Origin of the sequence: Vibrio sp. Isolate22, assembly GCF_022398115.1 — a bacterium.
GTDB lineage: Bacteria > Pseudomonadota > Gammaproteobacteria > Enterobacterales > Vibrionaceae > Vibrio.
Map to the genome: position 1 here is coordinate 38,755 of NZ_JAKEUW010000016.1, position 13,280 is coordinate 52,034.

Below are 13,280 nucleotides of genomic sequence, written 5' to 3' on the forward strand. Positions count from 1 at the left end.
TAATTTATATGATGGTTACATACACCGACAAACCAGTTTTGACGACTTATTAATTAGTGAGGTTAATGCATGGGGCTATTCGAAAATCGCCAACAAACGTTGTCACTGCTGCACACCTTTAGTGTTGCGGCTAAACATCTAAGTTTTACACTTGCCGCCGATGAGCTCTTCTTAACTCAGGGAGGGGTCAGCCATCGCATCAAAAAACTCGAACAACAACTGAAGTTCAATCTGTTTGTGCGCAAGACAAGAAAGCTCGAACTGACGCCAGAAGGTCAGCGAGTGTTATCCATGTTGAACGTGTCGTTTGAGTCTATCTTTTCCGAACTCATGGATATTCAAACGGGTGAGCTCAGCGGGGAGTTATATATCGCGACATCGCCTTATTTCGCTTCCCCGTGGTTAATGCCCCGCTTGCCGGAATTCAGACGTTTGTATCCGAATCTAAGCATTAAACTGCAAACCAAACAGAATCAGTCAGACTTCCAGTTTGAACCTTATGACGTGGCAATTTTCTATAGCGAAGGTCATTACCCAAACCATTACAGTGAGCGGTTATTCAGTGGAGTAAGAACCCCAGTGTGCAGCCCTGAATACGCGAAACGCTTCAATTTAGACCAAGGCATACAACACTTAGATGATGTGCGTTTCATCCACAATGGTGATATCACTGCGTGGCAACGTTGGTTACATGAAGCTCAAAGTGATACCAACTGCGCGCTTCAGTGTGACTATTACAGCGATAATCGCTTGGCGATGGATGCAGCGATATTATCGATGGGGCTAGCACTAGGGCGGCTAGAGTTCATGGCACCGCAGATTGAACAAGGCTTGTTGGTCGCACCTCTTATGAGCATTGAATCGGGCAAAGGGTATGATTTAGTGTGTCCGAAAGGCATGGAGCAACGAACAAAGTTTCAGGTGTTTGCTCAATGGGTTAAGCAACAGTTGTGACCGAATTGCGTGCCTAGACAAACACAAATTATAGGTCTAGTGTAGGTGGTTCTTTCAATAAAAGAAGAGGTTAGTTATGTTCAGCCATGTTTTTCTCGGTACCGAAGATATTGAACGCGCGAAGGCTTTTTATGACCCCATCATGAAAGTGCTTGGTTACAGTGAAGGTTCCGTTGAACCTAAAGGGCGCTGTGTTTACGTTAGCCAAACTGGTGTATTAGGTTTAACCAAACCGATTGATGGTCAGCCTGCAACGCACGGCAATGGTATGACGATCGGCTTCCTAGCATCTTCTCCTGAACTGGTGGACGAATGGCATCGAGTTGGCGTCGAAAATGGCGGCACCAGTATTGAAAACGGCCCCGGAGCGAGAGGTTCTGACGAGCGTCGTTTGTACATGGCTTATTTGCGAGATCCTGATGGAAACAAGATCTGTGCGACTCACTTTATGCCGTAGTTTACCTTATGTCATCGTTCATTTTATGCCACAGTGGCGTATACTTAGATCATGTTGATGGTTCGGAATTAGCGAAGTCACTGCTCTGAACTTGTTAGCTTCCTGAATACTCAAAATTTTGCAAAGGATCAGCTAAATGACATCGAACGAACTGTTTTATGAAAGCTTTGAGCGCTGCCGGATTGACCAAGAATTTCTCGAAACGTTTTTGGCTGATTTTTGCGAGCATAATCCAAGGTTTTCAGAACGTTTTGAAAATATAGGGTTAGAGCAACAAACCAAGATGCTTAAAGCTTCGATCATCCTTATCTATAACTCTGCGGGTCTGCCGAGCGTGCGTAACTCAGTAAAGAAATTGGGTAAAAGGCATAAAGATTTAGGGCTGAATATTTCCGAAATTGAGCTCAACGAATGGTTCAATTCGTTGCTCAATACGGTTAAAAAATACGATCCTCACTACGATGAAAGCGTCGAACAAGCATGGACAGAAACTCTCGAAGCAGGCTTAACTATCATGAAGAAAGAGTGTGTTGTGCCAGGTCCTGTGAATCAATAGGTAAGTCACCAGAAGCTTTTCTTGAAAGGTAGACTTCGTTTGAGAGGTAAGCCATGAATTAGGCTTACCTCAATTCTCAACCTTTTGACTCCTCATTAAAAATGAGCAGCCCAACCAATCAGGAACCCTTGCGATGCAGTATCGTATTCAAAGGTGCCCTTGTTTTCGTAATCAACCCAGGTCGATTTGTAGGCGACATTTAAGTCAGACCAACTGTTTATCTGGTATCGTACGCCAGTTAGCAGAGATGAAGTAAAGTTGGTGTCACTGCCAAGCCCTGCATCAATAGTTGCGTGAAACTTCCAATCCTTATTGATCTGCGTTATCCATCTCACACCTATTTGGTAGTCAACCCAATCTTCATCGAGTGATCGGTCTGTACTTAGCTTACCACCTGAACCGTAAAGCTTGGCATCAATGTCGTTATCCCACCAACGAAGCCCAAACAGATAATCAATTGAGCCAAAATCGTATTGGTAGCGCTTAAACCCCTTCACATCTAAAACACCTTGTCGGATATCAAGATTGCCTTTCAATACCTCTAGATTGCTACCTAAAACTGAGTTTGTTTTTCCGCTTAACTTCATGAAGCTGTAGTCAATGTAATAGCCCCACTGATTGTCATAGATACCCTCTAAACGCACCATTGCGGTCATATCAAGATGATCCATGATGAATGCAGGATCCACATCGACATCAGCAGACAAATCACCAATGGTACTGTCTCCGCGGATATTGAGTGCGAGCGCGTAAATTTCGAAGCTATGTTGCCACTTTTTTGTATCCGCTTGTTCGTTTGCTTCCTGAGCATTTACGGTTGAGCTGGCAGCCAATGCTGATGCGAGTAGGTAACGCCATTTAGCCATATTGATATCCTTATCCTCAATGTGAAATCCCACTGTTATGAATGTATGTTTTGACCATTCATTTCCCATATATGCAACTTGTATATTGCTGATTGTAGACTATGTTTTTTGAAAAGAGCCAAATTAAAAGAGTAAGGATATGAAGCCACAAAGTGTTTTTTTGTTCGTCGCTGTTTTGGGTTTAACACCGATTGCATTGTCGTACGGTTATGCTCCCGTTGTCTCCCTCGATTATCTTTTCGGAATTGATGCAACTCCCGTCAATGTCACCCACATCTTTCGTGCTGTGATGGGTTTGTACTTAGCGTTGGCTCTGTTTTGGATCGCAGGGGCGCTACTAAAGAAATACCGACTGCCAGCACTCTACAGTTTGGTGGTCTTCATGTTGGGCTTGGCTGCCGGCCGAGTCATTAGCTTGGTGGTGGATGGTATGCCTCATTGGCTACTTGTTGTTTATTTATTATTGGAGCTTGGCTTTGGTTTGGTAGGAATAAAAATGGTTCACAAAGAGCAATCTGAAACAGTATAAGGAAATTCTATGAAAAGGATCTTCGACCTTGTCGTTCTGAGTGTGTTGAGTAGCTTTTCGCTATCGGCATGGTCAGCCCAAGAACAACCGAATATTTTTGTTATCTTTACGGATGATATTGGGATATCAAACCTCAGTGCTTATCATAATGGTGTGATGAGTAGTGAAACACCAAACATTGATAGTATTGCCGAAAAAGGCATGCTGCTTACTGATTATTACGCGCAACCCTCTTGTACGGCGGGTCGCTCTGCGTTCTTAACGGGGCAGTTACCAGTGCGAACGGGTATGCACACGGTGGGCTTACCGGGTGGGCCTGTTGGGCTGCATGCGGATACGCCAACACTACCAGAAATTCTCAAAACCATGGGTTACGTGACAGGTCAGTTTGGTAAAAACCATTTAGGTGACCGTGATGAATTCTTACCCACAATGCACGGCTTCGATGAGTATTGGGGCTGGTTGTATCACCTGAATGCGATGGAATACACCGAAGATCCAGACTGGCCAAAAGACGGTTCGTTGGATGCTTTTGCGCCTCGCAATGTGATTTACGCGAAATCCGATGGCAAAGGCGGACAAACCATTGAAGACGATGGCGCGCTAACTATCGAGCGTATGCGTACACTAGATGATGAAGTAAATAAACACGCGATCAACTTCATCGAAAGGGCGGTTGAAGCGGATAAGCCATTTTTCACTTGGTACTGTCCATCACGCGGTCACGTATGGACGCACCTATCACCTGAATATGAGGCTATGCTTGGTCAGAATGGGTGGGGACTTCAAGAAGTGGTGATGAAAGATCTTGATGATCATGTTGGCGAGATGATGGCGAAAATGGAGGAGCTCGGCATTGCTGACAACACCATCATCATTTTCACGGCTGATAATGGCCCTGAAATCATGACTTGGCCTGATGGTGGTATGACACCATACCACGGTGAGAAAGGCACGACTTGGGAAGGTGGCGTTCGTGCTCCAGCTCTCGTTAGTTGGCCAGGTAAGATTCCAGCGGGTAGTGTGGGTAACGGCATCTTTGATGGTATGGACTGGCTACCGACATTGGTTGCAGCTGCGGGTGGTCCTGCTGATCTGAAAGAGAAAATGCTAAAAGGTCACGATGGCTTTAAAGCACACCTCGATGGTTATAACCAAGTCGATATGTTGACGGAAAAAGGTGAGTCGAATCGTAAAGAGATTTACTACTACGAGCGAGATAAGCTACAAGCGGTTCGAGTAGGAGATTGGAAGGCGCACTTCGTGGTTCAAAATCATGGTTGGAGTGGCCCTAAAGAAGAGCTCAATGCACCGCTACTGTTTAACTTACGTCGAGATCCGTATGAGCGAGCGGCAGAAGAATCGGGCATGTACTTGAAGTGGATGGGACAAAAAATGTGGGCATTTGGCCCGGCTCAAGCGGCGGTACAGCAACACCTAGCGACTTTCAAAGAGTGGCCACCTAAGACGCCAGAAACTCAGCCAGACAATACCGGTGGTGTGGGGAATTAGTGGAAAGAGAATAATAAAAATCCCGCTCTGTGTGAGCGGGATTTTTGTTGAATTACGTCTTAATCTTAGCTTTATTTGAGCGTCGTGTTTCTCTCAATAAACTTAACCGGAACCATCAGTTTTACTAGACTGGTATCCTGATCTTGAATTTGGTTCACCACAATTTTCACTGATTCACGAGCAAGGCGTTTGAAATCTTGTTTGAATGTTGTGAGCTGGTAGTTAAGCCACTGCGTTTGAGGAATATCATCAAAACCAATGACTTGCAGATCTTCAGGAATACGCAAGTTGAACTCTAATCGAGCTACGTCCATGACTGCCATCGCCAAGTTATCCGTCGCGCAGAATATCGCTTCTGGCGTAGGTGATTCTGCAAACATAGCTCGAATCGTTTCTAGTGCATCAAGGTAGTCATAATCCGCTTCAATAACACGAGCTTGCTTACCTGTTAGATCTTCGAACTCAGAGCAGAAACCGGCTTCACGTTCGCCGTTGGTGTAAGTAGGGACATTACCGGTTAGGTAAACCGCTGACTTTGTTCCAACGCTATGCAAGTGCTGAGCGGCAACTTGGCCTGCTGCATAGTTATCGCTTACGACATGGCTACTCTTAGTACCTTCCACCACGCGTGCATACTGAACAATAGGGATGTCGAACTCTTCACACTCTTCATAAAGCGACTTATTGAAGGTGGCTGATGCGGCGATCACACCATCGACTCGATATTGGAAGATGTTAGGAATCGAGTGGTTGTCATTACCATCGACTTGCCACGGAATCAGTACCGCAGAATAACCCTGTTTTTGTAACTCAGTAGAGATGAGCTGCAGGGTTTTCATATGAATTGGGTAATCCGCATCAGGGAAGACCAAACCAATCAACTTTGATTCATTGGTCGTCAGGCTTCTTGCAAAAGCATTAGGGCGATAGTTGAGTGCTTTCGCGGCTTCAAATACTTTCTGCTTGGTCTTTTCAGAAACTGAACTACCCGGTACAAATACACGAGATACAGTCGATTGAGAAACGCCAGCAAGTTTAGCGACATCTTTTGAAGTTACGGTTGCTTTGGATACCGAAGCGTGTTTTGGAGAGTTCATAGACTATGCATTATAAGCCGAATTAATGGCGTGTAGAGTATCATAGATAGGTACGTATTCAAAAAAGCAATGCATTAGAATGTTATGAAAGATAAGGGCTAATTGAGGTTGTTGGGTATTATCTTGGGTATGACCCAAAAGAAAGCTCTACGTACATGCATAAGCAGATTGTAGAGCTTTAGTTGGACAGTGTTGTTCAATACTTCTTACTTATCTAACGCTTTATTCAGCCATTAGAAGTAGTAACGAATACCTGCAGCGAATTGGTCGTCGCTGTTTTCGTAGCGGTTACCCACTGATTTGTCGTTGCCGTTGTCGAATTGGTATTCCGTCCACACTAAGAACTTGTTTTTCTTAAAGTGGTACTCAAGACCAGGGATGATCAGCTGACGCTCGTAGCCGTTAGCGTTGTCGTCTGTATCTGTTAAGTAGTTAACGTTAAAGGTTGGACGCAGACCGTTTTCAAAGTGGTAGTACGTGAAGAATTCAGCACCACGGTGGTCGTAGAATTCAGCTTGGCTGGTGGTTTCCCAGTTTGAGCCCTGGCTGTAAGTGAAACCAACAAATAGGCCATCATTGGTGTAGTTCACACCCAATAAACCGATGCGCTGGGTATCGCCATCTTTAATGTTTTGCACGCCGGCATCAACATCATCAAACTCATTCTGGTGGTAAGCCAAACCAATGGTTAAGCCATCCATCACAGTGTAAAGCGTTGACGCACCCATACCGTTTTTCAGCGTCGCGGTTAAACCGTCAGCTAGGCCAACATCTTCACGAGTGGTTTGGTAAGTGAAGCCGTATTTCCAGTTGTCGTTGATGTTGTTGCGGTAGGTGATTGAGTTTTCGGCACGGCCTGTACCAGAAGCAATACCCCAGTCAGATAGGTTGTAGTAGCCAGAGCCACGTGAACCAAACACACGACCCATATCGGTAAACCAAGCCACATCGTAGAAGGTCGACCATTGCTTAGTGCCTGCAGCAATCTTGCCGTATTTTTCGTGCTCTACGCCAGCGTATAGAAGTCGGTCGTAAATATTGTCGCCGTTAGCACCTGAGTTGTAACCCCATTCGGCATGGCCAAAGCCAGTCCAGTCGTTGTCTAGTCCCATTTGACCTTTAAGACCGAAACGAGAACTACCGCTGTTCCATTCACCGTTATGGTCGCCACCTTTGTCTTGGTAACGAACGTCAAAACGGCCATCTAGGGTCAGGCTGTCGCCCGCGTCATTGGTAAAAGTGTGTGCAGCAAAAGCAGAACCCGAAGTAAGTGCTGTCAAGATCACTGCTGAAAGAATCGACTTTTTCATTGTTATTCTCTTTATTCAGGCCGTAGAAAGCCGCCGTGCTTTCAAGCCCGTTATATAGGTAATGGTTTGGCAGGGTGTGCCCATCCGTTAGGCACAAGTTGGTTATCTTGGGTGGAGCAAGTTGCCGAGGGCGAGAAGGAGCCCTCGGCAGCCATGTTTATCTAGTGTAGGTATGGACTAGATAGACAATAGGACACAGTTACAGCGTTGGGTTCATGATGGTTGAAGTGCGTTCGAACACATCTAGACCTTGCTGTTGTAGCCAGTAAGGAAGGTCGATAAGAACCCAGTTCTCAGACAGTTTGTCACCGTCACGGTAGTAAACGTCAACTACTTGCATGTTTGCACGTACTTCACCACCAGTCATACCTAGGAAGCCACCTGTTGGTGTGTTTGATAGGTTTGGCCAACCGAAGAAACAAGAGAAGTTACCTTCAGCGAAACGACAAACGTGGCCGTTGAACTTCTTGTCTTTCAGGTTGTTACGGAAAGGAAGTTGGTGCTGTTGTTGGTAGCGAGGAATTGTGTAAGACGCGCCGATACCACATGGGCCGTACCAAATCATGTCTTTTGACCAGCTCTTCGCTAGCACTTCTGGTGGGCAACCCATCGCACCGCTGTCGTTAAGAGCAGACAGGTCATCAACCATTTTGTTTACTAGAGCAAGTGTCGCAACACCTTCCTCTGGAGCCGCGTCTTCGAATAGCAGACCATCGTGGTTGCGTGGGCCAGGGTATACGAAGTGCTTACCAGTTGACGGTGGAAGTGGGTAACAACCCGCTTGATCCATCATGCCTAGAAGGTCTAGGAACAAGCCTGTCTTAGTGATTTTGCCATCAACAACACAGTTAAATTCTGCGTAGCGAACGTTCATAATCTTGCCAGTAGGGCGCATGCCTAGGTATTCAGCGTCGAATAGACCCATGAAGTGACCCATGCTCATTACCCAAATCTCATCTGGGTTAACTTCGTTGTTACCACCGATGAAGATGTCTTGACGACGCTGCATGCGAGTCATTGATTTCATCATTGGCGCCCAGAATATGTCAGCTGCTGCTTGTGCGCCTTCTTGCTCACGGAATGGGTAAACACCGCGCCACAAGTAATCTTCAGAAGTGTGTGCTTTTAAAACTTCAGCAACGTTCTCGTGAGTTGCGTTTTCCATTGCATCGAAGTATTCACGAACAATGCGTTTAGCTTCTTGATATTTAGACATAATAATTTCTCTTTGTGTTGTCGAGTCAACATTCGGAACAGGACTCGATTTGGATTTTGTTACCGGCTGACTTATCAGCCGGCTTTACATTTTTCGTATTTGAACTTCAGCGTATGAGTGTCGAATTAAGCTTTTGCTGCTTCAGCTTTTTTGCTCTTATCGAAGACGCCACCTTTAAGCGTTTCAGGCAGTGTTAGCCATAGTAGGCCGGCGATAATCCATACGATTGGTGAGCCCCACATTGCTGTTTGTAGGTCGGTACGCTCTTGGATGAAGATAAGAACCATTGGTGCCCACATGCCGATAATACGACCGCCATGGAATAAAGCTGCACCATAGCTACGCAAGCGTGCTGGGAACAATTCAGAGAAGTAACCGCCCCATACTGCAGAAGCAGACAGACCGAAGTTGTAGATAAGACCTAGAAGAGCCAGCATGTTTAGGCCACCAATCACCATGTCGCCAGGTGCGACAAAGAAGATAGAAACCATGATACCTGCGAGGATGAAGCCGAACGCATTGATCTTACGACCGTACTTATCTGCTGCCCATCCCCAGAACCATGCACCGAAGAGTGAACCAAATGCTGAGATAGAGAAGATCAAACCGATGGTCGCACCATCAAACATACGAACATCTTTCAGGTAGGTAGTTACAAAGCCACCGAAGAATTGGAATCCGTAGAAGTTAAGACCAGAAAGAAGTAAACAAGTAATCGTAATTTTGCGGTAAGGCTTGCTTAACATCTCACCCCAAGAACCTTTTTTCGCTTCGGTTACTTCCCCAGCTGCATTGGTTGTGGTTTGTTGATCTTCTTCACCGTAGGCGATCACTGTTTTGTCGCTTGGTAATACAAAGATCATTAACGCTGCTGCTACAAGCGGTGGAATACCACCTACCCACATTAGGCTCTGCCAAGGTGCATCAACACTTGTAATGAAGGCTGCGTACGCACCCATTGCCACTAAAGCAACAGAGAACATGGAAGAAGCAAATGCTGTTAACTTACCGCGAACCGTTGGTGTAAATAGGCCAATCATCAAAGATACAGCTACAGTGAAGTAACCACCTAAAGATAGTCCAATGATGAAACGCATTGCAGCCCAAGTGGCGTAGTCGGTAAACATCATGTTGATGATGGTTGCACCACCGTTTAGTGCCGTAATTGCTACTAGTGTGGACTTCTTACCGAACTTGGTTGCGAACCATGCACAGCTCAGTGCACCAATCAGAGCACCAACAGACTGCCAAGTGTAGAACTGAGCGGTATCAGAAAGGCTAATACCAGCATATTCTTCCACGATGTATGGGCGTACGTAGTCAATAATTACAAAGTTATAACAATAAAAAAAGTAACCCACTAGAATTGCTAGATATGCGGCTACCCTTTGAATCATAGGAACTTCGCTCATGTGTTTTTTAATGGTCATGACCGATAAACCTTTATTTTATATAGGGTGGTTTTGGTTTTAATTATTGTGTGTTGATTCTTTAGCTTCATCACACCGTCTTCATTTCGGGAGAGATAATAGAATTTTTGTGGTTATTAGATCCGTGATCAAAGTCAATTTTAAAATGAGTGCGTACCCATTTTGTGTGTTTTAGTGATCTTGATCTCATTTAGCCGAGTTTTTGTGCTTGGCGGGGCGATTTGAGTGTTTAATCGTCTATCTTAGTGATAATGGTCACACTTATTGTGGGTTTTTGAGGGAAAATATCCATTTTTGAGTACTATTGGCGGCGAATGATTAGAAGAATACAATAAACGGAATCTAAAAATGGTTACGTACTCAAGTTTTGTGGTTATTGCTCTTTATGTACTAACTACTTTGTTTATCAGCTACTTAGTTAATAGGCGCTATAGTGTCGGTGGCGACTTTTCGACTGGTGGAAAACAATTTGGTTGGTTTACGGCGGGTGTGTCGATTCTTGCAACCTACATCAGTGCGATGACGTTCGTGGGTATGCCGGGCTGGGTTTATAGCTCAGGCATGGAAGCAATGAGCGTTCATCTGAATTACCCAATAGTGATCTTTTTCGCTGTGGTTTTCTTTGTTCCAGTGTTCTACAAACTCGGCCTGACCTCGATTTATGAATACTTAGAGCACCGCTTTGGCGTTGTTGCTCGCACGATCAATTCCATCGTGTTTATTGTGGTTCAGTGTATTTCGGCAGGGGTAATTTTGTATGCGGTAGCATTGATCTTGGTGCAAGTGCTGCCGGTGAGTATCTCCGAGGCGATCATCTACATCAGTTTATTTACCGCCTTGTATACTTATGCGGGGGGCATCTCAACCGTCATATGGACAGACATGCTGCAGTCAGCAGTATTGATTATTGGCAGCATTGCGATCTTTGGTTTATTGCTGATGAAGATTGATGCGGGGGAGGTGTTGTCTCCTGAACATTTGAATATCATCAATCTCGATTTTGACTTAGGCGTCGATACCACATTGTGGGCCGGCGTAGTGGCTGTGAGCTTTTTACATCTGAGTGTGTATGGCACTAACCAACTGATTATCCAAAGAACACTGGCGACAAAAAACGTTCAGACAGCGCAAAAATCCATGCTGCTTTGTGGTTACGGCGCGTTCTTCATCTATCTGTTTTTTGCTGTGATGGGTGTATTGCTAAGTGTCTTTTATCAAGACACCAGCTTTGAGAACAGCAATGAAGTGATTCTCGATTTCGTGTTTAACCATACTAACCCAATCATTGTTGGGCTTGTGATTTCTGCATTGTCGGCTGCGGCGATGTCGACACTGGATTCCACTTATAACTCTATGGCGACGGTCGCAACGTTCGATTTCTATAAGCGCTTCTTCCGTAAGTCAGCCTCCGATGCACACTATGAATCGGTAGCAAGAAAGATGAGCCTTGTTGCCGCAGCGTCAGTAGTTGTTCCTGCTTTGCTGGCTGTTTCAAATGAGTCGGTGCTTAAAACCATTGCCAGCCTAACCTCGATTTTCGTTGGTATTCGTCTTGGCTCTTTCATCCTTGGGCTGTTTTTCAAGAAAGCGAATGAGAAGGGTGTGATTGCCGGCAGCATAGGCAGTGTGGTTGTGGTGTTTATTGCCAAATACAGTGGTATTTCTTGGCCTTGGTTTGCGCTGATTGGCACCGTCGTTTTCCTCGTTCTTGGCGTTATCGTGAGCCGCTTCTTTGGTGAAGTGACTCAACAACAGAATGAATTTATCGCTAAGCAAAAGCATTTGTTCGCTAAGCCTACCGCGAGTCACTACGGCTTGCTGGTGTTTGCCGTAGTGACGATTGTTGCTTGTACTGTTATCCCTGATTGGCTTTATGCCGCTCTTTCTTAATTGACCGATTCTTTACTGGTATATCTATGTTATCGATCTTTGATATCTACAAAATTGGTGTGGGGCCATCGAGCTCACACACTAACGGCCCAATGATTGCGGGTTTCCACTTCACACAATTAATCGCAGACAGAATCACAGAGGTGGGGCGTGTTCAGGTCGATCTTTATGGTTCGTTATCGTTAACCGGAATAGGTCACCACACCGATAGAGCGACCATCTTGGGTTTGCTTGGCAATAAGCCAGACACGATTAAGATTACCAGCGCTAATGAAGCGATGCGACGCGCTATCGACAGTGGTGAAATGCAACTAAGTGGTAGTCATGCTATCGGTTTTAATTACCAGACAGATATGTTGTTCCATGAAGACAATCTGCCTCTGCATGAAAACGGCATGATGATTACCGCATTTGATCAAGCTGGAAATGCGATTATCGATGAAACCTACTACTCGATTGGCGGCGGTTTTATCGCAACCGCTGATGAACTGCAAAATGGCACTCAAACCCAAGCCGTAGAAGTCCCTTTCCCATTCAAAAATGCCGATGAGATGCTGCAAAAAGCCGAAAGCAGCGGCATGAGCTTGGGTGGCATGATTCTGAAAAATGAAGCGGCTTTCCAAGGCGATGATGTTATTTCAGAAAAGGCTGATCAAATTTGGCGAGTAATGACTCGCTGCATGGAACGCGGTTTTGAAACCGAAGGCATTCTTGATGGTGGATTGAACGTTACTCGCCGAGCACCAAACCTACTGAAGAAGTTGGAAGCGAATGCTGCGGTTGAGAACGATCCAATGGAAATCATGGATTGGATTAACTTATTTGCCTTTGCAGTCAGTGAAGAAAACGCAGCTGGCGGTCAGGTAGTCACATCACCAACTAATGGTGCTGCAGGGGTTATCCCAGCAGTGTTGATGTATTACCATCGCTTCATTAAAGAGTTGGATACCAAGCAACTAAAAGACTTTTTAGCGGTATCGGGCGCGATCGGTATTTTGTATAAAACCAACGCTTCCATTTCAGGTGCCGAAGTAGGGTGCCAAGGTGAAGTTGGCGTATCATCCTCTATGGCTGCTGCGGGGTTAACTGCATTGCGTGGCGGTAGCAACGAGCAGATCTGCATAGCTGCAGAAATCGCAATGGAGCATTCGCTGGGTATGACCTGTGATCCAATTGGTGGTTTGGTACAAGTGCCGTGTATTGAGCGAAATGCAATGGGTGCGATGAAGGCGATTAATGCATCACGCATGGCACTGAAGCGAAACAGCAAATCCTTAATCTCGCTGGATAAGGTTATCGCGACCATGTACCAAACGGGTAAAGACATGAATAAGAAGTATCGTGAGACCTCATTGGGCGGTTTAGCGCTAATTCATCTCGCACACCCTTGTGAGTAGAGGCCAACTCAGTCTCAAGCCTTTGTGAGATAGATACTCTTGTATGAACGACAACAAAAAGCCCAG

12 protein-coding genes are annotated in these 13,280 nt (G+C 45.4%); 7 read left to right on the plus strand and 5 right to left on the minus strand.

Annotated elements, in window-relative coordinates; genetic code table 11:
• The first annotated feature begins 69 nt into the window (after positions 1 to 69).
• From L1D55_RS11185 to L1D55_RS11195, 3 genes are all read left to right on the plus strand, one after another.
• The gene (locus L1D55_RS11185; protein WP_239917477.1) at positions 70 to 954 is read left to right on the plus strand and encodes a LysR substrate-binding domain-containing protein; all 885 of its coding nucleotides are present in this window, start codon (positions 70 to 72) and stop codon (positions 952 to 954) included.
• Positions 955 to 1,030: 76 nt separating this feature from the next.
• A complete protein-coding gene (locus L1D55_RS11190) occupies positions 1,031 to 1,411 on the plus strand; it encodes a VOC family protein (RefSeq protein WP_239917478.1) in 381 nt (126 codons plus the stop codon).
• Positions 1,412 to 1,547: 136 nt separating this feature from the next.
• Positions 1,548 to 1,967: a globin gene (locus L1D55_RS11195; RefSeq protein WP_239917479.1), complete on the plus strand. Its 420-nt coding sequence runs from the start codon at positions 1,548 to 1,550 to the stop codon at positions 1,965 to 1,967.
• A 95-nt stretch (positions 1,968 to 2,062) separates the two neighbouring features.
• Here L1D55_RS11195 and L1D55_RS11200 read toward each other — a convergent pair whose 3' ends face one another.
• Positions 2,063 to 2,833: a DUF481 domain-containing protein gene (locus tag L1D55_RS11200; RefSeq protein ID WP_171762638.1), complete on the minus strand. Its 771-nt coding sequence runs from the start codon at positions 2,831 to 2,833 to the stop codon at positions 2,063 to 2,065.
• Positions 2,834 to 2,972: 139 nt separating this feature from the next.
• Between L1D55_RS11200 and L1D55_RS11205 the strand changes: the two genes are divergently transcribed.
• The gene (locus L1D55_RS11205; RefSeq protein WP_239917480.1) at positions 2,973 to 3,362 is read left to right on the plus strand and encodes a DUF4345 domain-containing protein; all 390 of its coding nucleotides are present in this window, start codon (positions 2,973 to 2,975) and stop codon (positions 3,360 to 3,362) included.
• Positions 3,363 to 3,371: 9 nt separating this feature from the next.
• Positions 3,372 to 4,874: an arylsulfatase gene (locus tag L1D55_RS11210; protein WP_239917481.1), complete on the plus strand. Its 1,503-nt coding sequence runs from the start codon at positions 3,372 to 3,374 to the stop codon at positions 4,872 to 4,874.
• A gap of 71 nt (positions 4,875 to 4,945) precedes the next feature.
• Here the strand turns inward: L1D55_RS11210 and L1D55_RS11215 are convergent, their stop codons facing one another.
• The 4 genes from L1D55_RS11215 to L1D55_RS11230 all read right to left on the minus strand — a co-directional run bounded on the left by L1D55_RS11215 (position 4,946) and on the right by L1D55_RS11230 (position 9,927).
• A complete protein-coding gene (locus L1D55_RS11215) occupies positions 4,946 to 5,971 on the minus strand; it encodes a LacI family DNA-binding transcriptional regulator (RefSeq protein WP_239917482.1) in 1,026 nt (341 codons plus the stop codon).
• Positions 5,972 to 6,204: 233 nt separating this feature from the next.
• Positions 6,205 to 7,281, minus strand: coding sequence for a porin (locus L1D55_RS11220; RefSeq protein WP_132787379.1), 1,077 nt, complete (start codon positions 7,279 to 7,281; stop codon positions 6,205 to 6,207).
• 199 nt (positions 7,282 to 7,480) lie between these two features.
• Positions 7,481 to 8,497 (minus strand): nuclear transport factor 2 family protein, encoded by a 1,017-nt coding sequence (locus tag L1D55_RS11225; protein WP_239917483.1) that lies wholly within the window; start codon positions 8,495 to 8,497, stop codon positions 7,481 to 7,483.
• 125 nt (positions 8,498 to 8,622) lie between these two features.
• A complete protein-coding gene (locus L1D55_RS11230; protein WP_239917484.1) occupies positions 8,623 to 9,927 on the minus strand; it encodes an MFS transporter in 1,305 nt (434 codons plus the stop codon).
• 348 nt (positions 9,928 to 10,275) lie between these two features.
• On the opposite strand from L1D55_RS11230, the gene L1D55_RS11235 reads away from it, so the two are divergent.
• Both L1D55_RS11235 and L1D55_RS11240 read left to right on the plus strand, forming a co-directional pair.
• Positions 10,276 to 11,817 (plus strand): sodium/solute symporter, encoded by a 1,542-nt coding sequence (locus tag L1D55_RS11235; RefSeq protein WP_239917485.1) that lies wholly within the window; start codon positions 10,276 to 10,278, stop codon positions 11,815 to 11,817.
• Between the two features lie 26 nt (positions 11,818 to 11,843).
• A complete protein-coding gene (locus L1D55_RS11240; RefSeq protein ID WP_239917486.1) occupies positions 11,844 to 13,214 on the plus strand; it encodes an L-serine ammonia-lyase in 1,371 nt (456 codons plus the stop codon).
• The last annotated feature ends 66 nt before the right edge of the window (positions 13,215 to 13,280 follow it).

Coding starts and splice junctions, on each gene's coding strand:
- L1D55_RS11185 (WP_239917477.1), top strand. CDS start 70: ATGGGGCTATTCGAAAATCGCCAACAAACGTTGTCACTGCTGCACACC.
- L1D55_RS11190 (WP_239917478.1), top strand. CDS start 1,031: ATGTTCAGCCATGTTTTTCTCGGTACCGAAGATATTGAACGCGCGAAG.
- L1D55_RS11195 (WP_239917479.1), top strand. CDS start 1,548: ATGACATCGAACGAACTGTTTTATGAAAGCTTTGAGCGCTGCCGGATT.
- L1D55_RS11200 (WP_171762638.1), bottom strand. CDS start 2,833: ATGGCTAAATGGCGTTACCTACTCGCATCAGCATTGGCTGCCAGCTCA.
- L1D55_RS11205 (WP_239917480.1), top strand. CDS start 2,973: ATGAAGCCACAAAGTGTTTTTTTGTTCGTCGCTGTTTTGGGTTTAACA.
- L1D55_RS11210 (WP_239917481.1), top strand. CDS start 3,372: ATGAAAAGGATCTTCGACCTTGTCGTTCTGAGTGTGTTGAGTAGCTTT.
- L1D55_RS11215 (WP_239917482.1), bottom strand. CDS start 5,971: ATGAACTCTCCAAAACACGCTTCGGTATCCAAAGCAACCGTAACTTCA.
- L1D55_RS11220 (WP_132787379.1), bottom strand. CDS start 7,281: ATGAAAAAGTCGATTCTTTCAGCAGTGATCTTGACAGCACTTACTTCG.
- L1D55_RS11225 (WP_239917483.1), bottom strand. CDS start 8,497: ATGTCTAAATATCAAGAAGCTAAACGCATTGTTCGTGAATACTTCGAT.
- L1D55_RS11230 (WP_239917484.1), bottom strand. CDS start 9,927: ATGACCATTAAAAAACACATGAGCGAAGTTCCTATGATTCAAAGGGTA.
- L1D55_RS11235 (WP_239917485.1), top strand. CDS start 10,276: ATGGTTACGTACTCAAGTTTTGTGGTTATTGCTCTTTATGTACTAACT.
- L1D55_RS11240 (WP_239917486.1), top strand. CDS start 11,844: ATGTTATCGATCTTTGATATCTACAAAATTGGTGTGGGGCCATCGAGC.